The organism is Pseudomonas sp. LAMO17WK12:I1, assembly GCF_900177315.1.
Classification (GTDB): Bacteria; Pseudomonadota; Gammaproteobacteria; order Pseudomonadales; family Pseudomonadaceae; genus Aquipseudomonas; species Aquipseudomonas marginalis.
Genome location: NZ_FWZV01000002.1, coordinates 38,537 through 58,642, shown reverse-complemented (window position 1 = coordinate 58,642; position 20,106 = coordinate 38,537). Strand labels below are relative to the sequence as shown.

Here is a 20,106-nt window from a genome sequence, read left to right as displayed (position 1 = left end):
CGAGTTGGACCCTTTTTCTATGCCCAGAAAAATCCCCACACTGCGGAGCTCTGACGCAAAGAACATGAGGTAATCCCGTAACCGCAGTACACCGTTACGTATCCAGATTCTCAGCCAGGTAATCCACCAGCTCGAGTGGACTTCGGCTGTCGATCACCTTGTAGATCAGATCGCGTTTGCTGCGCGGCAGCTTCTTGACCACGCTCTTCGCCGAGGCCCTGACAGCTTCGTCTGTCCCATGGATACGTGCCGCGAGCAGCAGCACGAGCGTGGCGTCAGTGAGATTCATGACAAGACCCAATAAAATTCGCACCGCAGTGTACCGACACTTTCCTTTTTCGTACCAGCATGCGCATCCAACAAAACGGCACCAGGACAAATCGATATTCCGATTGCCGCACAAAGGGAAACGCGTCAAAAGGACCGGTAAGGGTTGGAAGGGAATGGGGGAGGCAAGGGTAAGAGCCCTATCCGAAAAGGCTAAAAGGCCACTGACTCTGCCAGTTCCCAGGAGGACCATGATGCTCAGTCTGTTTCGGCACAAAAGGCAAAAGCCTCCTCCGCCACCCACCGTAAACGTCGCCGATGGGTACCTGTCCATCGAATCGTCCCAGAGCTTGTTAGCAGCCGAGCATCGCCGCCAGTTGCTTGATCGCATTTGGCAGTACACCGCCCTCTCCCATCCGCAATTCAGCCAGCTCTATTTAAATCCGATCCATCGATACGCCGAGCTGGTCCAGCAGCTTCCAGCCAGCGAGACGCACCATCATGCTTATCTCGGCGGCATGCTCGACCATGGTCTGGAGCTGGTCGCCTGTAGTTTGAAACTGCGTCAGTCGTATCTGCTTCCCACGGGCGCTGCGCCCGAAGACCAAGCAGCCCAAACCGACGCTTGGTCCGCTGGCATCGCCTATGGCGCGTTGCTGCATGACATCGGCAAGATCGCCGTGGACTTGCTGGTCGAACGCCAAGACGGTAGCGTCTGGCATCCTTGGCAGGGATCCCTGGATCAGCCCTACCGTTTTCGCTACCTCAAGGGTCGCGACTACCACCTGCACGGCGCGGCCGCGGGCTTGCTCTACACCCAGATTCTCGACCGGCCAATCCTTGATTGGCTCAGTGGATTTCCGCCATTGTGGGCCAATCTGCTGTATGTCCTGGCGGGTCAGTACGAACGTGCCGGCGTGCTGGGGGAGCTGGTGATGCAGGCAGACCGTGTTTCCACCGCACAGAACATCGGTGGTAATCCGAGCAAGGCACTGCAAGCGCCAACTCATTCGCTGCAACACCATTTGATTAGCGGGCTGCGTCATCTGGTTCAACACGAACTGAAACTCAACCAGCCAGGCGCCGCGGGATGGCTGACCCACGATTCACTGTGGCTCGTCAGCAAGACGGTCACAGACAAGCTGCGAGCCTATCTGCTGTCGCAATCGATTGAGGGTATTCCCTCGTCCAATCTCGCGGTGTTTGATGAACTGCAATCGCATGGGCTGGTCGAGTCGACTCCAGAAGGTAAAGCGATCTGGACTGCATTAGTCGCCCAGGGAGACTGGCAGCACAGCTTTACCTTTCTGCGCCTTCAACCGGCGTTGATCTGGGGGAACGAAGACCGGCCTGAGGCTTTCAGCGGAACGGTGAGTATTGCGGCTCATGAACACTCAGCTGACACCCCGGTACCGACACCAGCGCCCGACGCAGTCAGCGCAGAATCATGTCAAAGCCAACCGCAGCCGGATCCGATGGAGCTAGAGGATGCCGATCACCTCGGCACGCTACTGGACATGTTCGAGTTGGAAGAGCCTGAGGCCAGCGACGCACTGTCAGAAAGTGCTGACGATACTTCAACGCTTCAATCGGATAACCCAGGCCAGGCATTCCTGAATTGGGTCAAGGAAGGCATTCTGAGCCACAAGCTGATCATCAATGACAGCAAGGCCAAAATCCACACGGTCAACGGCAACTTATTTCTGGTAAGCCCTAGTCTATTCCAATGCTACGTCCAAGAGTTCCCAGATGCCCCAGGCATCCGAGGTGCAAGCGCTGGTTGGCGGCAAGTCCAGAAACAGTTTGAAAGGTTACAACTCCATAGAAAGACTGAAAGCGGGTTGAACATCTGGACCTGTCAGGTAGCAGGTAATCGTAAAAAATCGACACTCAAAGGTTACATCCTTGAGCGATCCGACCTCTTACCAAATATGCCATATCCTGACAATCCGTTTCTTACTCTTCATCAAGCCTCTGACTAATGACGACGCAAACATCTGTTTAGTTACTTACGATCTGAACAACAACGCATACTCTCTAACACCCTTAGATTTATGCTTACCTTGGCCTTTGTATACATGATTTACAGCAAAGAACTCAACCTCTTGGGTTAAATGAGAAACCAAGTCAATGACCACCTCTATCGAGGCAACTCCAGTACTTGAATAGCTCCAAAGACAACTCCACCCCCTACCCAAGCACTCAGAAATTATCTGAGCTATTAAAACCTCTATCTGTGAAGTATTTCTTGTCGCGAATGCAGATGCAAATCGCCCAGGATCACCTCTTTTGGGCATTGAGGCCTTATCTCTAACCTCTGGATAATCATAACGAACCAAAGTCTCTAGTATATGATAATATCTACTATATTCGTCACGAGTATATGGAGGATCCAGATATACGCAAACTTGCTCCCCTCGGAAAAGCTCATCTGCGGTAGCAACAGCCTCCTGCCAAGGCCCCTTAATTGGAATAACTGGATACTTTATATTAGAGCTCTCAGCCCCAAGACTCGTGAGTCGAATGAAAAATTCGTGTGCGACCGACAAGCCTCGACAAACGACAAGGTCAGGCGCTAGAGCCTCAAGCCTATCGGAGGCACTACCATCAAATTTAGGTTGAGCAAAATGCCCCCCATAAGAATAAGCGCAAGAGCTGACAGCACAAATAAGAGCACCTAGCGCCCAAGATCTTTGCGAATCATCTTGAATTTGATCGATAGCGTATCGCAAACTATCAATTTCCGCTGCTTGACGCACGCCAAAGAAAAGGTTTGCATAATACATACTAAATAACATATATGGATGTGTGGCTGGCGCTATTTTACGAGCTTCGATTAAAGCCTCCAAATACTCATCAGGCTTAGCTTCAGCGTTATTTATGCGAGGATAGCCGACTATCCATCGACCGAAATCAGCCAGCATTTCCGAGGAAAGCTCAGACGATAAGAAATCACTCTCCAAATCAATCTGATTTTTTATATATTCAGGAACCAACTCGTAGTGCTCTCTAGCTACACTTAAAACAGTTTCCGCAATACCGGTTGCTTCGTCCGCTCCAAGACCGCCACCTTGCACCATCGCTAGATGAGTTGAAAACTTCTGAGCATCAGAAGCGTATGTGCGCCACTCTCTACTAAAAATCCCAGAAGTAGCACCGGAACCACACATCAAATCCAAAACTATAGTTTCTGGAGAAAAAAAGGTGTGCATAATTTCAGAAAGATATGGTCCCAAAAATGCTTTTGACCCCATGTAGTGTGCTGATCGTGAAAACTGAGTGACACGCGAGCTAAGAGATAAGGATACACGTGACTTGGCCAGACGAATCCTTTTTATTAATTCTTTCGACTTGGTTGTCACCTCAATAGCACCCAGTAACTCTTGCTGCCAACTATCGGACTCAAAATCACTGCTGTTTTTTTCAGCTTGCTCAATCCAATGAGGGAGAAGTTGAAGAAAAACTTCATCCCCTTCTACTTCAACATCCTCTCCAGCTAGTCCAGCGCTTATAACTGTGCCCGTTCCTAACGGTAAGTCTTCAGTAGACGGAAACAGGCTTGTGGGGTGGGGATTCTTATAGTTCAACGTCCTCGCATAATTAGTAAGAGCAGATAAAATCTTAACCTGAGCCACAGGGTACAATGCTCGATCAGTACCTAAAATGGTGCATAGTATCTTTTTCGAAAGCCAAATACTCTCATCCTCAGTGAGAGGATGCTCAAGTGATTTGACGTTGACGGGTGAAATATGATGGCACTCACTCATCTCTATTACCTATTTTAGTCGCAAACACCAACAATCCAAAAGGTGACATGCAAGTTTCGATTTCATACAAGCCTGCCTTATTAAGCGTTTTTTTAAAAGACGTAAACCCTTTTGATTTATGAAAATTCGCCGCCCACAGGCCACCTGCTCGAATCAACTCGGAAAGCTTTATTATTTCCGCAGCGGCAATTGTCTCATAGTGCATGACATAACAACTCAATATTAGGTCGAACGTTCCAATAGATAGATTCTCAAGTTCTGCTACCTCAAAGACATCAAGACCGTTCGTTCTGGCCAACTCTCTGTTCTCAGCAACAAAATCGTAACCTCGCAGCAAAACTCCTTCGCGAGCAAGAGAGCTAGCCATCACTGTCCCAGGCCCACATCCAAAATCTAAAATAGATTTCAGAGGTCGCGCACTTCTACTCTGCGCACCATCGAATAGCTCGTTGTAGCAAGAGACATTTCTTTTCGCATCTATCAGATCGTTGTAGACATCACCTGCTACTATAGAGAACAACAAATGAACGACCTCCTGTTGCAGATCAGTTTCATCCATGCAGTCTATATAGCAGGATTCAAATATTCTAACAAACCCACTTTCTGCTACTTGTACAAGACACTCCAGAGGCAAACCGCTCTTACTGACGGGAATCTGATAAAGATAAAAATTTTGACTTTGACCTGCTTTCTGAAGATCGAACAAAGGAATCCATTTTAGCAATGGAACTCTGCTTTTGCGCACACCAAAAAAAGCAAGCATCAGTCGCTCGCGGAGTCGACAATCTGTTTAGCTACTCGGGTGTGGAACTCATCGCTACCGATGTGCAGGCTTAAAGCAACATAATTAAGTTCACCCAACTGGAGTCCGTCTGAAGATACCGCTATTCCGGCAGTACTCGCTATTCTGTTAATCAAGTCTTCGGCCAATTTAATCGACCCATAGAGGCTGTAAGGGAAACCGATAAACGCCTCAACTGTTCGCCAAACAAAAACAAAATCTAAGAAAGTTGCGGATGGAGAGGCAAATCGTGGCGTGGCCCAAACGGATATCAAACCAAGAGGCCTAGGCTCACCATGCTCATCTGGGACATGAGGAACGACTATGCAAGCACGTCGAGTAGATCTGGATTTTTTGTGATGACCAACATAGCGAGCTAAATACGATACGAAAGCATCGATCTGTCCAGAGCTTTCAAGCCCTTTACGGATAATTCCATCATCAGACAGTAGTACCGTGCTCGCATATTGCTCCAAATTTGGCAATTGATCGGCTAGATAGTCCGGAACACGATCAATAAGAGGAAACATCAACTTAAGCTTAAAGGCGATCAGTTCTCTTTGTTCTTGCCCTGAATCATCTATTGCAAACCGAATTTTCTCGGTCTTTCTAAGCGTATCAATAATAATCGGGTAGCCTTCGCGCGAAGTTTTGCAAACAATACCCTCACTCTGATCAAGCGGCGCGGCAGAAATCATTGGCCTCTTGAGAGAGTAATCGTCTCGATGCGCAACCTTAGCATCTAAACGCTCCTCACCAGAAAAGGACAAGTAGCAGTTATATAAGGCATCAAGCAGCGCACTATTATTGACAATTAAGACGTTGCCGTTCAGCCGCTCCTTTATTTTGGCAACCTGGCTAGTGGCAAGACCGGTTAGACTGGCAATCTCGTCATTCGACCAAGCTCCAAGATCATTGAGGCGCTTGAAAATTTCGGTGCTTTCAGGCGTATCTCCCCACACCAAGACAGGCGCAGGATTTTTAGCTTTATTTAACGCTGATACTACCTGAGCGAGGGCTGCCTGCCAAAAATCTGGCAGTCCTCCACCCGTCCGAGGCCTAATATCAACCCTGACATGGTCAATAAAAAAATCGGGTGGTAGCTTAGCACCACCGGGCGTCCTCGGCTTTTGATCAAAGCCGATTTGCACTCCTACAGCTACACCCTCCTTTTCATTGTCGGAGCCCTTTCCTACTAGACTCCCGAATAAAATACTGTCGTGGCCGCACTCATTCAGATCACCCCAAACCTTTATCTCATCGATATGCACGGCACAACGTACTGAGGACTCATCAAACATCACTGATAGGGTTTCGCCCGCACTTGCTGGCCACTTATGATTTATCGCTGCTCTAGATAAGGCATGCATCACCGCTAGGGTAATGGAGCTTTGAGAAATACAAAGTCCGTCCCCCGATCGATTCAACAAATATCTTTCGTCACACTCACTGGTAATAGTTACACCAAACCACGAGATCACATCAGCGACTGCTGCCTCGACTTCCTTAGGCTGCGGCGGAAAACTCGTCAGCAAAGACACCTGATGCACTATGAGATTAAGTCGCTCGTCAACAAAGCAATTCTCAAAGAACTGCCGACTTTTTGACAAACACAAACCGAGCTTGAAAAAATCAGATAGTGAGACTGGATACTTTACGGAATCAAACTGCTCTTCTGAACGCTCAAAACTAATAGTTCCTCGCTTTTTTTCTTTATGGTCACCTCCTGATTTCGTCAGGGCCTCACATGTTTTTTTAATACCATGAATATCCTTAGACACCTCATCGATACTCTTGCTGATCACTCCAGCCGTCATTCCAATTTTGAGTTTTTGCTCCCCAAAAGACAGGCTATGTATTTTTGTCCTTAACTCCCAAAGCCGTGCGCTAATATCCATAGGCCTATCGCACGGCAACACTAAAATAAACTCATCACCTCCATCAATGAACGCTAAACCGCCCAACGCTCGACACACTTTGTGCATTTCAGCGTATACTTGACGTATTGCTCTATCACCCTCGTCATGGCCGCATTGGTCGTTAACAGACTTAAATTTATCCAAATCAATATAGACTACAGACAGCCGAGGGACATTACTTAGACTGGACATAGGCACAATGGAATTTTTAAACATCTCCTCTGCACCGGCAGCTTTCAAATAAAGGCCACCATGATTATTCCTGTATTCACTCCCCCAAACTTCAACTAGAGAACCAAAAAGCTGATGCAGTTTCTGCTGTACATTGAGGTCGGCCGATTGAGACTTATCAGTGATGTACAACTCAATAGTGACGCCAGCACTGTTTATGCGATCTATAACAAAAGGGCTACCACTGCACTCTCCCCACTCGTGAGCTACGTCTTGTATCGTAACCTTGAGCCCTAGTTTAGATAAACCTAACGCTTGTTCAACCTCATTTAAACGCTGCTCAAGCTCGGCGGGAGAAATAAAATAATTTACTGCGTCGCTTTTCAGCTTCGCGATTGGGTCTCTCGATCCACGACTTTTCAGAATCATGCTTTCCTTGCCTTCCCAAATAAGCGCTGAGCGCGACGGACAATTTCAAGTACATCAATTGCGGCCTTACCTGCGCCATGCACAGAGTAAAACTTACTCGACGCCCTGGCCGCATCAGAGGAATTTTTTACACATACACTGAGTCCTGCCCAGGTCAGCAATTCAACGTCATTATCATTATCGCCAACAGCTAATACATGTTGAGGTGATATTCCGTATCTATCACAAAGCACCTTCAGACCCAGCGCTTTAGAAGATCTTATAGGTCGCAATTCAATATAGACGGACCCGCTAGCCGTGACTGAAACGCCAGGTAGTAAATTCAATCGAGATACTATGATTTTTTTCTCTTCGGGCAATGTGACCGCTATCAACATAGCTACCACTTTATCAGAAGAGAAATCTATTTCTGAGAAATCCCTCACTGACATTCCGTTAAAATCCAGCTCAGGCTTTGGGGCTTTACCTTTAAAGAAGACGCTTTCTGTAGATGAATAATCGCTTATAAGCTTCGCTTCTGGATCAACCGTATAAATAAATAGCGCAGCACTATGAAACTCGCAAATCAATTGGAGAATATTAGCTACAACGTCTTGGGCTATTACCTCATGAGCAACAAGCGCTTGTTTTTCAGGTTGCATCACGACACTCCCGTTATATAAAACAAGAGGAACCTTACTAAAGCCACCCAATTGTTTTACGGTCGCAGATACTCCAGTGAGAGTGCGCCCAGTCGCCAATGTCAAATGTAAGTTTCGGCCGGGCCCGCTTAGCAACGAGAATAATTTTATTAAGCGATTTCCTAGTGGATCCTGAGGTCGCAATATCAACGTTCCATCCAAATCAAACGCGATTAGTTTCACCTTTGCAAATGGCAACAACTCGCTTGGATCGCATAGGGCGTCCGGAAGAGGTTTTGGACTATTTGTCAATAACGAATACATGATGGACCTGCTGCCTTGTTCCGTTAGTTGACTGATAACCAAGAGCTGAAACTTGATGAATTCTCAGACTTCCAAGCTGCGATAGTGCTTTCTCTAAATCGCAAATTGATATATAGGCACCATCAGCATACTGCAACACAAGACGAGACCAACAAACTGAGTTTATCAATTCAAGGAGATACGGCAGCTTCATAGCATCTCTTATTTCTTTCCCCTCAGAAGGTCGGACCAAAGGTAGCCCCGACTTACTTGCTCCATCAATTTTGACGGGCTTCAATTTGGCAAGTGTTTCTGGCAGATGGTAGTATCTCGAATAGTCCCTATTGTTGTACGGAGGATCAAGATATAACACATCAAAACTTTTCCCTGATAAATAGCTCAGAGCATCCGCTTGTACAGCGGTACCAGGAATCCCATCCGTAACACCATCAAACCATTGAAAAGAAAAATTCCTGAGAGACTTTCGATCCCACTCTTTCAAGTAGGCATAGTAAGTCCCTGCCGTATTTGCAACAGAATCCATGCTATTAAGAAGAGACGCAACCAAATATTTCTCCTCATTGAGATTGATCCATTGCATCTTCTTCCAAATGCCAATCTGTCGCCATGCCCCCCCAATTTTTGCGGCATTCCCAGCAGTAAAGAACGCCCTCTTTGACGAATACTCTCGTACAAACCAAGGCGAGGTAGAAACGGTATTATTCAGCTGCATCAATAGTTCATTATTGTGTGACACACCCAATTTTCGCTTCAGATAGCTGAAGTCAGGCTCAGACATGCATGAAATTCGCACATGCTGAAATGCATTAGGAAAGCTTAATACGTCGCACGTTGTTACCGCACAACCTCGCTTTTTGAATTCGGCTCCTATATTACCAAGCCCGCCAAAAGCGTCTGCCGCTGTTGCTAGCCCCATACCATCTAAAGCCAAGTCGGCTACTAGCGAAGCTGTCGATGCTTTGGAACCAAAATATCTAAACATTATCAAACTCGATCATCAAAGGCCCTTAGGCGGCAGCGCGACCCAAAAATCAGCTATCCTACCATAGTGCACAACCGCCATCTCTCTGTCTCCGAAGGGTAAAGCACCAAACGGAGGTCCACCCAGATGAAACCAACCGTCAGCGAGATCGCCTGTCTAGGTTGGGGTTCACTTGCCTAGGATCCATGAAAGCTGCCTTCCTGCGGCGGCTGGCGCAACGATGATCCTAGGCTCCAATTGAATTTGACGCGAGCCCGGAGCAGTGAAGAGCCAGCAAGGAAAAAAATAATGTTGGTCATACGCATTTACTCAAACTCGCATCTAGGGCCCTGCAAACAATCCGTGCAGTAATTTCGAAATTATCCATAGTGAGCCCATTGATTGGCGAATGACCTTTCAGTCGCTGGTGAGGCTCACAGAGCGTCCGATAAAGCCTCCATGCATCCACCTCGGGACATCGCATTAAGATTTCAAGAACCAACTTGTGCCGCAACGGATCAAGCTGCCAGTCGGGGATACGTTGGCCACGATTACCCAGGCTCAGGGACAGCAAGCGCCGAGCCTTGATATCGCGGTTGATTTGATCTCTGGATTTGCCTGCTAATCTGGCGAAAACCAGCAGGGGCAAGTTACTCTGCGTCTCAAACGCGGCCAGCATTTCGGCACGCTCACGCTGAATATCGGACACGTAAGAGTTCTGAGATTTCCCGGCCTGAACCGGTTCCGGCTCGACTGGCGAATACTTGGACCCAATGTGGACATGCGCGCTATTGACCACCATCGTCGCCGAAGTGGCCGACGATGGAAGGCCTTCGTTGTATAGAACGGCGTTTGCGTTCGCGCTTTCCAACGAAGGTAACGAAGCTGCACCCTCTAAACGGATAGTCAACGGAGAGCTTGCCGCCTTCAGCTGGCCCTGTCCCCACAGATCCAGACGATTCGCCCAGTCCTGCATCATGGTCCGGCGCTGTTCAACGTACTCCGCGTGGTTGTAAGCCGCACTCACCTTATCCGGATCAGCATGAGAAAGCTGGGCATCCACCCACACCTTCGGATATCCGATCTCGTTCAACGCCGTCGAGATCGTCGCTCTCATGCCATGACCGGTGAGTTGATCGGCATACCCCATCCGACGTAACGCGCCATTCAGCGTGTTCTCGCTGATGCGCTTGCTTAGGTCGCTTCGATGCGTAAACAAGTAACGTTGAGCGGGGACAACTTGATCCAACAAGCGACGCACTATCTCCAGCGCCTGAACCGACAACGGGACAATGTAGGGTGGTACATTTTGAATCTGCTTACCTGGCTTCCGCATAGCTAGCTGGAGTTGTTTCACCACTTCCGCCGGTATGACCCACAAGCGCTTCTCCAGATCGAACTGGTCGGGTGTCGCCAATCGCAATTCGCCCGTACGGACACCGGTCAGCAACAACAACCGAAGGCCAAGCCGAGTTTGGTCGGCACCGCCGTAGTTTCGAAGCGCAGCCATTAACCCCGGGAGTTCGTCCATTCGGAGAAACGGATTGTGCGTCACGGGAGGCTTGGGAAGTGCGACCACATCGAGGTCTGAAGCCGGGTTGTGTTCCAACCCCTCGATCTTCACCAGCGCATAGCGGAACAATTGGTTGAACCAGGTCCGACATTTCTCGGCTGTCGTTAAGGCCTTGCGCTGTTCGATCCTGCTTAACAAATCCAGCAAATCGTGACGATTGATATCGTAGATAGAACGCCCACCCAGGATGGGCAGGACGTCTTTATTGAAGATTCGCAAGATCTGCGAGAGCGTGCTCTGGCGCCCTTCCTTCAGGCTTAGCCTGCGGAACTCTACCCACTGATTGAACACGGCCTCGAAGGTGTGTTCCTTCGCAGCATGAACAGCAAGTCGCTGTTGTTTACGATGCTCGTAGGGGTTGATGCCCTGGGCAACCAAGGTACGGGCTTCATCACGACGGGTGCGGGCCTCTTTAAGCCCAATTTGGGGGTAACTACCGAGGGACATGCGCTTCTGCTTGCCTGCCCAGTAGTAACGGAAGAGCCAGACTTTGCCGCCTCTGGCCGTCACATTGAGTGTGAGACCATCACTGTCGCCGAGGGTGTAGTCGTTACCAGTGATTCGGGCATGCCGAACTGTCATTTCTGAGAGTGCCATCGCGAGCTCCTGAACAGAGTCAGGGCCAGATGCTCATCTCGCTACACAATCTGCTCCAGCATTAAACCGATTCGGTACTCATCAGAATCCTGGACTCAATTCTGGACTTAAACGCACCGGATAGTACTGGATTTCTGTGGTTTCCGCTGGAACGAAAAAAGGGCCTAAAGGCCCTAATTTCAATCACTTACAGAATTCAATGGAACTCTGTAGCGCAATATTTGGAGCGGGAAACGAGACTCGAACTCGCGACCCCGACCTTGGCAAGGTCGTGCTCTACCAACTGAGCTATTCCCGCTTGGTGATGCGCATTCTATAGAATCCTCAGCACCCGTCAACCCCTTGATTCAAAAAAGTTTTATTTCTTTTCAACGGTGGTGCGCAGATGCGGCCAGGCGGCGCGCAGATATTGGAGCATCGACCACAGGGTGAGGCCCGCGGCGATCAGCAGCAAGGCATAACCCGTGAGGACCCAGAACGAGAAGTCCGACGGGTTGGCCAGCAGGATAACCAGCGCGAGCATTTGCGCGGCGGTTTTCCATTTGCCCATGTTGGACACGGCCACGTGGGCGCGGGCGCCGATTTCGGCCATCCATTCGCGCAGGGCCGAGACGACGATCTCGCGGCCGATGATGACCGCTGCCGGCAGGGTCAGCCACAGGTTGCCGTGTTCCTGCACCAGCAGGACCAAAGCGACGGCCACCATGAGCTTGTCGGCCACCGGGTCGAGGAACGCGCCGAAGGGCGTGCTCTGTTCCAGGCGGCGCGCCAGGTAGCCGTCGAGCCAGTCGGTGGCGGCGGCAAAGGCAAACACTGAACTGGACGCCAGATAACTCCATTCGTACGGCAAATAGAACAACAAAATGAAAATAGGGATGAGCAGGACGCGTAGAACGGTGATCAGATTAGGGATATTCATCGGCACAACTGGCTACGAGGTGGAAAGGCATTCTATTCGCTATGCAGATTCGCATAAATCAACTCAGCGAGCTTTTTACTGATACCGGGTGCTTTGGCTATCTCGTCAATGCTGGCACGGGACAGCTCCTGCAAGCCACCAAAATGTTTAAGCAAGTCGCGACGTCGCGTCGGGCCAACCCCTGCCACCCCTTCCAGGGTTGAGGTTCGTCGGGTTTTGCCACGGCGGGCGCGGTGGCCGGTAATGGCGAAACGGTGGGCTTCGTCACGAATCTGCTGGATCAAATGCAACGCGGGTGAGTCGCCCTTCAAAGTGAACTCATGGGCGGCATCATTCAAGTACAACGTCTCGAAACCCGCCTTGCGCGTCGTGCCCTTGGCCACGCCCAGCAGGATCAGGTCAGGCACCGCCAGCTCATTGAGCACGTCACGGGCCATGGACAGCTGGCCCTTGCCGCCGTCGACCAGGAGGATATCCGGCAACTTGCCCTCGCCGTCCTTCAACTTACTGAAGCGGCGCGTGAGGGCCTGGTGCATGGCGGCGTAGTCATCGCCGGCAGTGACGCCTTCGATGTTGTAGCGCCGGTAATCGGACTTGATCGGCCCTTCCGGCCCGAACACCACGCAGGATGCCACCGTGGCCTCGCCACTGGAGTGGCTGATGTCGTAGCACTCCAGGCGCTGGGGCGGCTCCTCCAGGTTAAGGACTTCAGCCAGGGCGTCAAAGCGGGCGGCGACGTGCTGTCGGTTGGCCAGGCGCGCGCTCAGGGCTTGCTCGGCGTTGGTCACCGCCAGTTGCTGCCAGCGTGCGCGGGTGCCACGCACGCGGTGGCTGATGTCCAGCTCGCGACCGCGCAGTTCGTGGATGGCTTCGATCAACGCGGGGAAGTCTTCGTGCACCACATTGACGATCAACTCCGACGGCAGGTCGCGCTCGGGGCTGCTCACGTAGTATTGGCCCAGGAAAGCGGCCATGACTTCGGCGACCTCCTCGTCAATACCGGTCTGCGGAAAGAAGTTCTTGCTGCCCAGCACTCGCCCACCGCGCACGCTGATCAGGTGCACACAGGCACCGCCCGGATTGACGAAGGCCGCGATCACGTCGACGTCGCCGGTGCCGCCTTCCATGCTTTGCTGGTCCTGGACACGGCGCAGCAGCGAAATCTGGTCGCGCAGCTCTGCGGCCCGCTCAAAATCCAGGGTGCTGGCCGCCTGCTCCATGGCGGTGGAAAGCTCATCGGTGAGGGCATTGCTGCGCCCTTCGAGGAACATCACCGAATGGCGCACATCCTCGGCGTATTCGGCCGGCTCAACCAACCCCACACAGGGCGCCTTGCAGCGCTTGATCTGGTACTGGAGACAGGGCCGGGTGCGGTTCTTATAGAAGCTGTCTTCGCACTGGCGTACAAAAAAGGTTTTTTGCAGCAGGCTCAGGCTTTCCCGAATGGCCCCGGCGCTGGGATAAGGCCCGAAGTACTTGCCCTTCGCCTTCTTCGCCCCACGGTGAATGCTCAGGCGCGGGAAGTTGCCGTCGGATAAAAACACATAGGGATAGGATTTATCGTCACGCAGCAGAATGTTGTAGGGCGGTCGCCATTCCTTGATCAGCGTCTGCTCAAGCAGCAGCGCTTCGGTTTCGTTGGCAGTGATGGTGGTTTCGACCTGGGCGATACGCGCCACCAGGGCGGCGGTTTTCGGCGCGAGACCGGTCTTGCGAAAGTAGCTCGCCAGACGACTCTTGAGGTTTTTGGCCTTACCGACATACAGCAGGCGTGCCTCGCTGTCGAACATGCGGTACACGCCAGGGCGGCCACTGCAGGTTGAGAGAAAGGCACTCGGATCAAACGGTGTGGTCATGTCAGGCGCTGGCGTCCACCATGCCGTGGCGCACCGCGAGCAGGGTCAATTCAACATCACTGCTGATGGCGAGCTTCTCGAAGATGCGATAGCGGTAGGTGTTGACGGTCTTGGGCGACAGGCACAGCTTGTCGGAGATCGTCTGTACCTTCTGGCAACCGACGATCATCAGGGCAATCTGGATTTCCCGCTCCGACAGCGCATCAAACGGCGAGTCGCTGGTGGGCTGGAAGGACTTGATAGCCAATTGCTGGGCGATCTGCGGGCTGATATAGCGCTGGCCGGCAAACACCAGCCGAATGGCCTGGACCATTTCCGCCAGGCCCGCACCTTTGGTGAGGTAACCGGCAGCGCCAGCCTGCAGCAGGCGTGTCGGAAACGGGTCTTCCTCGCACACAGTCACCACCACGACCTTGATGTCCGGATGGCTGCGCAGCAATTTGGTCGTCGCGCCAAGACCGCCGATACCAGGCATCTTGACGTCCATCAACACCACATCGGGTTTCAACTCCCGGGCCTTGATCAGGGATTCCTCGCCTGACTCGGCCTGACCGACTACTTGCAGGCCATCGATGTCAGCCAGCATTCGTGTAATGCCTGTACGAACGAGATCATGGTCATCGACTACTAGCACCCTAATCAAGCAGACACCTCGCGAAATGGTCTTATAGGTTGCTGAACACCTTAGCAAAAAACCAAGGCACAGACCTAATAGCACGCGTCATATAGAGAGAGATTGATTGAGCGACAGCCATCCGCCGGGCGGCAGATGGCTCAATTTGCTGGGCGAAGGGTCAGGAATCCTGGGGCTGTGGCTTGGGTTTTCCATTCATCGCAATCGAGTGCTCGGCCAACGTCGAGGTCAGGCGACGGATCGCAGCCTGGTCTTCCTTGAACATTGCGCGATAATCCCCGAGGACTTTTTCTTCAATCTGGCTCAGATTCTCCAATTGAATCGGCGTGGCTGCGCCGGTCAACACGTAAAGTACATCCACGCCTCTTTCGGCGACACGAGACAGGTAATCCGCTTTAGGCGCACGCCCTCCACTTTCATATTTACCTTGTGCGTTGGCTTCAACGCCTCCGATTTCACCAAACACTTTTTGCGACAGGCCAAGTCGCTCCCTTTCTTGCCGTAAACGCGAACCGATTCCACTCATTTGGATGTATGATCCTATTTGGCACACCCCAAGAGGTGACACATTCATCTCTTATTAAACAAACTTGAACGGTTTTGAACTATGCCCGGAATCCGTACCGCTGCACAAGCCAAGGCCTGGCTGGAACATCAAGGAAAGTCAGTTCAAGCGTTCGCCCGTGAACATGGCGTAGATCCGGCAACCACCTATCAAGTGCTCGCTGGGCGCAAAAAGGGACGGCGTGGGGAAGCCCATAAGGTAGCGGTCCTTTTGGGCATGAAAGAAGGGATCATCCTTGCTGAGACGGGAGACCTGAACAACGATCAGGAAGTCGGCGCCTGAGGCCAGTATGCGCTTATAAGGAGTGGGTGCACGTTTTAGCTTGAGCGACAAACACGCTCCATACGCCAGAAGCAGTCTTCTTCACCTACGATGCTGAGCCCCATGCGCTGATAGAGCCTCCTGGCCGGGTTGGTCTTGAATACGGTCAAACGCAACAGTCCCAACGTTTGCGCCCTGAGCGCCATCTGCTCCAACACCCAGCCACCCGCACCCAACCCGCGATACGCCTCGAGCAGATGCAACTCGCGAATATAGAGGGCCCGGCTGTCGCGGCTCAGGCTGATAAAGCCCAAGACACTGTCGTCCCGGCAAATCAGCCAGTTTTCCCGATCGGCCCAGGCCGTATCAAAGCCGTCGTTGGACCACCACAACCCGTACTGCACGTAGTAGCGGGCCATGGCCTCGTGGGTCAACTTCCGCGCAAAGGGCAGGTCCTGGTCCGTTGCAGCGCGCAGGTGAAAAGCCATTAGACAGCCATCACGTGGCTGACCCAACCCCCGCCATCGCGACGGGCAATCAGCAACGCATCCCCCACGCCAGGTACAGCAGCAAGCAAACGGCCATTGGCGGCCCAGATCGCACTGCGACCGGCGCAGGCCCAGCCACCCGACGGGCCGCCATGATTGGCCATCAACACCAGCAGGCCATGTTCAGCGGCATAGGCTTGGAGCAGCGCACTGTCCGTGGCGTAGCCGCCTTCACTGATCAACACCCCGGCGGCATACACCGTGGCGCCCGCTCGCGCCGCGGCACGGGGATGGCTGGCCTGGGAAAAATCTGCGCACACCGCCAGCGCAATCCGTTCATCCCCACGCTCAAGGACCGCACCGCCCTGCCCTGGGACAAACACAGCCTCTTCGCCGGCATGCAGATGCTGCTTGGTGTAGACCGCCAGGGAGCCATCCGCTCCCAGCACCAACGCACCGATCAGCACGCCCGCCTCTGGCGTCAGTCGGATCGGCATTCCCACCACCGCCGTCAGTCGCAACTCACGCGCCATCTCGCGCAGGGGTGCCAGCACCTTGTCCCACGGCGCAATCGCCAATTCAGCGGCCAGCGACGGCTCATACCCTGTCAACGACAACTCGGGGAACACCAGTAATTGCACACCCTGTTCCGCCGCCGTGCGCATAAATACGAGGTGCCGTTCAATATTGGCTGGGACATCGCCCGCGATGGAAATGGATTGAGCAGCAGCAAGGGTGAAGGCAGTCATGGTCGCGTCCAAGCAATCAGTATCAAAGTGCAAACAGCATATCGGCACTCCCCCCATAGCCGTAAGTCCCCCACCGCAATAGAAATTACTGATTGAATCTGCCTGCGTGCCTCGAGTAAGCTCCCCCATACATTTGGAGACACACCATGTTGCAACTCACCCACACTCAGGTTTGCCCTGCTGCCAGCGCCCAGCGCTCGGTGTCGGCTACCCGTGTGAACGGTTCGAGCGCACTGGTCAGCTTTTATTTTGGGTATTGGTTTAGCCACTGGCGCGCCTGATACCTGAAATCAGCGCCCACTTACCAAGGGGTCGCCTACCAGAGAAATCTAACCCCCGGTCGGCTCCCCGACCGGGGGTTTTGTTTTTCAGGTCTCCATAAACTTTTCAACTTGATCAAGAACACTTAGAGGAATCACGACATGAACTACGCCACCTATTACCGCTACGACATGTGCACTGCATGGCGATTTAGCCAGCTCCGCTCGGGACAGCCTGCCGCCTCCGATCGGTCACCTATCGGTGGCAAACCAACACACGTCGCCGATACGGCGAATTGTCGAACACCCCAGTAGGCCGAGCGCGCGGGAATAGCCCGCCGCTTGCCCAGGAAACCTTGAATATGAACTCCTCCGTCGCCGCTCTGCCCCTCTCTGCCTTGAACAGTGCCAATGAAGCCCTGACCCAGCGCCTGCCCAGCTCGCTTGAGCTCAAGCACCAGTTGCCCCTCAGCCCGTTCCTCAACGAACAGATCCACGCCCACCGCCAAGCCGTGCGCGCCATCCTCAATGGCGAAGATTCACGCTTGCTGGTCATTGTCGGTCCGTGCTCGATCCATGACCCGGAATCGGCCATGGAATACGCCCGTAACCTGAAGAAGCTGGCCCTCGACGTCGGCGACCAGATGCTGCTGGTGATCCGCGCCTATGTCGAAAAACCCCGCACGACGATCGGCTGGAAAGGCCTGGCCTACGACCCTCGCCTGGATGGCAGCGATGACATGGCCGCCGGCCTGACCCTGTCCCGCGAGCTGATGCGCGAAATGCTGCGCCTGGGCCTGCCGGTCGCCACCGAGTTGCTGCAACCCATGGCCGCCGGCTACTTCGATGACCTGCTCAGTTGGGTGGCGATTGGCGCGCGTACCACCGAGTCGCAGATCCACCGCGAGATGGCCAGCGGCCTGGGCATGCCCGTGGGCTTCAAGAACGGCACCGATGGCGGCGTCGCGATTGCCTGTGACGCCATGCGCTCGGCGTCTCACCCGCACCGCCACTTCGGCGTCGATAGCCAAGGCCATCCGGCGATCATCCAGACCCCGGGCAACCCCGACACCCACCTGGTGCTGCGCGGCGGGCATCACGGGCCGAACTACGATGTGCAGAGCGTGGCGCGGGTAAGACACGACCTGGCCAAGTCCAAGGTCACCCCGCGGATCATGGTCGACTGCAGCCATGCCAACAGCAACAAGGACCCGTTGCGCCAACCGGCCGTGTTCAACGATGTGCTGGAGCAGCGCTTGCAGGGTGATACCTCGCTGATCGGCATGATGCTCGAAAGCCATTTGTTCGAAGGCTGCCAGCCATTGAGCCCGTCGATGAAATACGGGGTGTCGGTGACCGATGGCTGCCTGGGCTGGACCGCCACCGAGCAGTTGCTGCGTGCGGCTGCCGAGCGCCTGCGCGCTTAAGGCTGATGGATCGAGGCGCTGCTGCCGCAGGTACAGCGCCTCATGAGAACCTGCGGCACACAGGCCATTCGTGACGTGCAGGCAAGAGTCCTTTTCGGCGTCGACGGTGTTTCCGAAGCAACGACGAGGGGATACTCAACGCCATTGCCTACGGCCCTATTGGAGTTACCGATGTCTACCCTCACGCCAAAAGTCCCTGCCTTCGGCCTCGGCACCTTTCGCCTGCAAGGCCAGGTGGTGATCGATTCCGTCAGCACCGGCCTGGAACTGGGCTACCGTGTCATCGACACCGCGCAGATCTACGAGAATGAAGCAGACGTTGGCCGGGCCATCGCCGCCAGCGGCATCCCGCGGGACGAGCTGTTTGTCACCAGCAAGATCTGGATCGCCAACCTTGCTGAAGGCCGGCTGATCCCAAGCCTCAAGGAAAGCCTGCGCAAGCTCGAGACCGATTACCTGGACCTGACCCTGATCCACTGGCCATCGCCGGAAGACCAGGTGCCCGTCACCGAATTCATGGGGCAGTTGCTGGAAGCCAAACGCCTGGGCCTGACACGCCAGATCGGTGTTTCCAACTTCACCATCGCCCTGATGAAGCAGGCCATCGCAGCCGTGGGTGCCGAGCACATCGCCACCCACCAGATCGAATTGCACCCTTATCTGCAAAACCGGCAGGTTGTGGATTTCGCAACCGCCAACGGTATCCAGATCACCTCGTACATGACCCTGGCCTACGGTGAAGTGCTCAAGGACCCGGTGATCCAGCAGATCGCCGAGCGCCATCAGGCCACCCCGGCGCAAGTGACCCTGGCCTGGGCCATGCAATTGGGCTATGCGGTCATCCCGTCCTCAACCAAGCGTGCCAACCTGCAAAGCAACCTCAAGGCCCTGCAACTGACCTTGAGCGCTGCTGACATGGCGCACATTGCCGGGCTGGAACGGGGCCAGCGCTTGACCAGCCCCAAGGGCATCGCGCCGAAGTGGGATTAACCCCCCGCCACCGGTGTGCGGGATAACTCGCGCAGCCATGGCAACACCCGCAGGCCGGCAGTGGCCTCGGGGGGATCGATGATGTCCATGAAGTGTTCGAGATTGACGTTGTCCGGCACGCCGGGCAGCCGCACCAGCACCGCCGGCGTTACGCCGGGGTGTGCGCCCACATCCAGGTGATCGTAGACCAATACATGGCGCACCTGGGGCTGGGGCCCACGGGCCTGGGCCGTCAGCCCCGCATTGATGATCAGCACGTCGAAGGGTTCGGCCGGGATGGCCGTGAGTATCTGGACTTCCTCGAAGGTTTGTACCGGCACGATCCGGTGGTACCCCAACTGATTGAGCATTTTTTCGATATACAACCGTTGCAGGTGTTGTTCATCGGCAATCAGGATGGTCAGTGCTTTGTTCGGCATGGCAAACCCCTGGGCAGGCAGCGCTCGTCAGTGAGCGAGGCCCATTTTCCAGACATATCCCGAAGACAAAATCAGGCATGTTCCCCCTTCGCGTAGGAGTTCTCCCAAATCAACCGAATGGCCAGCTCC

General features: G+C 53.5%; 18 protein-coding genes and 1 tRNA gene. 4 read left to right on the top strand and 15 right to left on the bottom strand.

Features of this window, described 5'->3' with window-relative positions; translation table 11 throughout:
- Window positions 1-94: 94 nt before the first annotated feature.
- Window positions 95-289, bottom strand: coding sequence for a DUF7740 domain-containing protein (locus B9N88_RS02845; protein WP_025214500.1), 195 nt, complete (start codon window positions 287-289; stop codon window positions 95-97).
- Window positions 290-521: 232 nt separating this feature from the next.
- On the opposite strand from B9N88_RS02845, the gene mobH reads away from it, so the two are divergent.
- Window positions 522-2,249 carry a MobH family relaxase gene (gene mobH / locus B9N88_RS02840; protein ID WP_027603210.1) on the top strand — a complete coding sequence of 576 codons (1,728 nt, stop codon included), beginning with the start codon at window positions 522-524 and terminating at the stop codon, window positions 2,247-2,249.
- Window positions 2,250-2,276: 27 nt separating this feature from the next.
- Here mobH and B9N88_RS02835 read toward each other — a convergent pair whose 3' ends face one another.
- The 11 genes from B9N88_RS02835 to B9N88_RS02780 all read right to left on the bottom strand — a co-directional run bounded on the left by B9N88_RS02835 (window position 2,277) and on the right by B9N88_RS02780 (window position 15,344).
- Window positions 2,277-4,034, bottom strand: a complete 1,758-nt coding sequence (locus B9N88_RS02835; protein WP_177327721.1) for a DNA adenine methylase — start codon at window positions 4,032-4,034, stop codon at window positions 2,277-2,279.
- Window positions 4,027-4,797, bottom strand: coding sequence for a class I SAM-dependent methyltransferase (locus tag B9N88_RS02830; protein WP_143491233.1), 771 nt, complete (start codon window positions 4,795-4,797; stop codon window positions 4,027-4,029). Before B9N88_RS02830 ends, B9N88_RS02835 begins: the two co-directional genes overlap by 8 nt.
- Window positions 4,797-7,334, bottom strand: a complete 2,538-nt coding sequence (locus B9N88_RS02820) for a GGDEF domain-containing protein (RefSeq protein WP_027603209.1) — start codon at window positions 7,332-7,334, stop codon at window positions 4,797-4,799. The genes B9N88_RS02830 and B9N88_RS02820 overlap by 1 nt, the downstream gene beginning before the upstream one ends.
- Window positions 7,331-8,278 carry an HAD-IIB family hydrolase gene (locus B9N88_RS02815; protein ID WP_081744344.1) on the bottom strand — a complete coding sequence of 316 codons (948 nt, stop codon included), beginning with the start codon at window positions 8,276-8,278 and terminating at the stop codon, window positions 7,331-7,333. The genes B9N88_RS02820 and B9N88_RS02815 overlap by 4 nt, the downstream gene beginning before the upstream one ends.
- Entirely contained in the window at window positions 8,256-9,260 is a 1,005-nt protein-coding gene (locus tag B9N88_RS02810) for a DNA adenine methylase (protein ID WP_081744343.1), read from the bottom strand. The genes B9N88_RS02815 and B9N88_RS02810 overlap by 23 nt, the downstream gene beginning before the upstream one ends.
- A gap of 295 nt (window positions 9,261-9,555) precedes the next feature.
- Window positions 9,556-11,409 carry a tyrosine-type recombinase/integrase gene (locus B9N88_RS02805; RefSeq protein ID WP_027603208.1) on the bottom strand — a complete coding sequence of 618 codons (1,854 nt, stop codon included), beginning with the start codon at window positions 11,407-11,409 and terminating at the stop codon, window positions 9,556-9,558.
- A 222-nt stretch (window positions 11,410-11,631) separates the two neighbouring features.
- Window positions 11,632-11,707: transfer RNA gene (locus B9N88_RS02800), tRNA-Gly, on the bottom strand.
- 60 nt (window positions 11,708-11,767) lie between these two features.
- Window positions 11,768-12,328 carry a CDP-diacylglycerol--glycerol-3-phosphate 3-phosphatidyltransferase gene (gene pgsA, locus B9N88_RS02795; protein ID WP_027603207.1) on the bottom strand — a complete coding sequence of 187 codons (561 nt, stop codon included), beginning with the start codon at window positions 12,326-12,328 and terminating at the stop codon, window positions 11,768-11,770.
- A 32-nt stretch (window positions 12,329-12,360) separates the two neighbouring features.
- Window positions 12,361-14,184 carry an excinuclease ABC subunit UvrC gene (gene uvrC, locus B9N88_RS02790; protein ID WP_027603206.1) on the bottom strand — a complete coding sequence of 608 codons (1,824 nt, stop codon included), beginning with the start codon at window positions 14,182-14,184 and terminating at the stop codon, window positions 12,361-12,363.
- 1 nt (window position 14,185) lies between these two features.
- Window positions 14,186-14,827: a response regulator transcription factor GacA gene (gene uvrY, locus B9N88_RS02785; RefSeq protein WP_003190387.1), complete on the bottom strand. Its 642-nt coding sequence runs from the start codon at window positions 14,825-14,827 to the stop codon at window positions 14,186-14,188.
- A 151-nt stretch (window positions 14,828-14,978) separates the two neighbouring features.
- On the bottom strand, window positions 14,979-15,344 hold the full coding sequence (locus B9N88_RS02780; RefSeq protein WP_027603205.1) for a helix-turn-helix domain-containing protein: 366 nt from the start codon (window positions 15,342-15,344) through the stop codon (window positions 14,979-14,981).
- Between the two features lie 81 nt (window positions 15,345-15,425).
- Between B9N88_RS02780 and B9N88_RS02775 the strand changes: the two genes are divergently transcribed.
- Window positions 15,426-15,665: a DNA-binding protein gene (locus B9N88_RS02775; RefSeq protein ID WP_065947535.1), complete on the top strand. Its 240-nt coding sequence runs from the start codon at window positions 15,426-15,428 to the stop codon at window positions 15,663-15,665.
- A gap of 35 nt (window positions 15,666-15,700) precedes the next feature.
- On the opposite strand, the gene B9N88_RS02770 is transcribed toward B9N88_RS02775, so the two are convergent.
- Together B9N88_RS02770 and B9N88_RS02765 are read right to left on the bottom strand one after the other, a co-directional pair.
- Window positions 15,701-16,132, bottom strand: a complete 432-nt coding sequence (locus B9N88_RS02770; RefSeq protein WP_027603203.1) for a GNAT family N-acetyltransferase — start codon at window positions 16,130-16,132, stop codon at window positions 15,701-15,703.
- Window positions 16,132-16,881 carry a carbon-nitrogen hydrolase family protein gene (locus B9N88_RS02765; RefSeq protein WP_027603202.1) on the bottom strand — a complete coding sequence of 250 codons (750 nt, stop codon included), beginning with the start codon at window positions 16,879-16,881 and terminating at the stop codon, window positions 16,132-16,134. Before B9N88_RS02765 ends, B9N88_RS02770 begins: the two co-directional genes overlap by 1 nt.
- 622 nt (window positions 16,882-17,503) lie before the next feature.
- On the opposite strand from B9N88_RS02765, the gene B9N88_RS02760 reads away from it, so the two are divergent.
- Window positions 17,504-18,568: a 3-deoxy-7-phosphoheptulonate synthase gene (locus B9N88_RS02760; RefSeq protein ID WP_027603201.1), complete on the top strand. Its 1,065-nt coding sequence runs from the start codon at window positions 17,504-17,506 to the stop codon at window positions 18,566-18,568.
- A gap of 171 nt (window positions 18,569-18,739) precedes the next feature.
- On the top strand, window positions 18,740-19,558 hold the full coding sequence (gene dkgB, locus B9N88_RS02755) for a 2,5-didehydrogluconate reductase DkgB (RefSeq protein WP_027603200.1): 819 nt from the start codon (window positions 18,740-18,742) through the stop codon (window positions 19,556-19,558).
- Here dkgB and B9N88_RS02750 read toward each other — a convergent pair.
- A complete protein-coding gene (locus tag B9N88_RS02750; protein ID WP_027603199.1) occupies window positions 19,555-19,977 on the bottom strand; it encodes an ANTAR domain-containing protein in 423 nt (140 codons plus the stop codon). The two genes, dkgB and B9N88_RS02750, sit on opposite strands and share 4 nt — an antisense overlap.
- Between the last annotated feature and the right edge of the window lie 129 nt (window positions 19,978-20,106).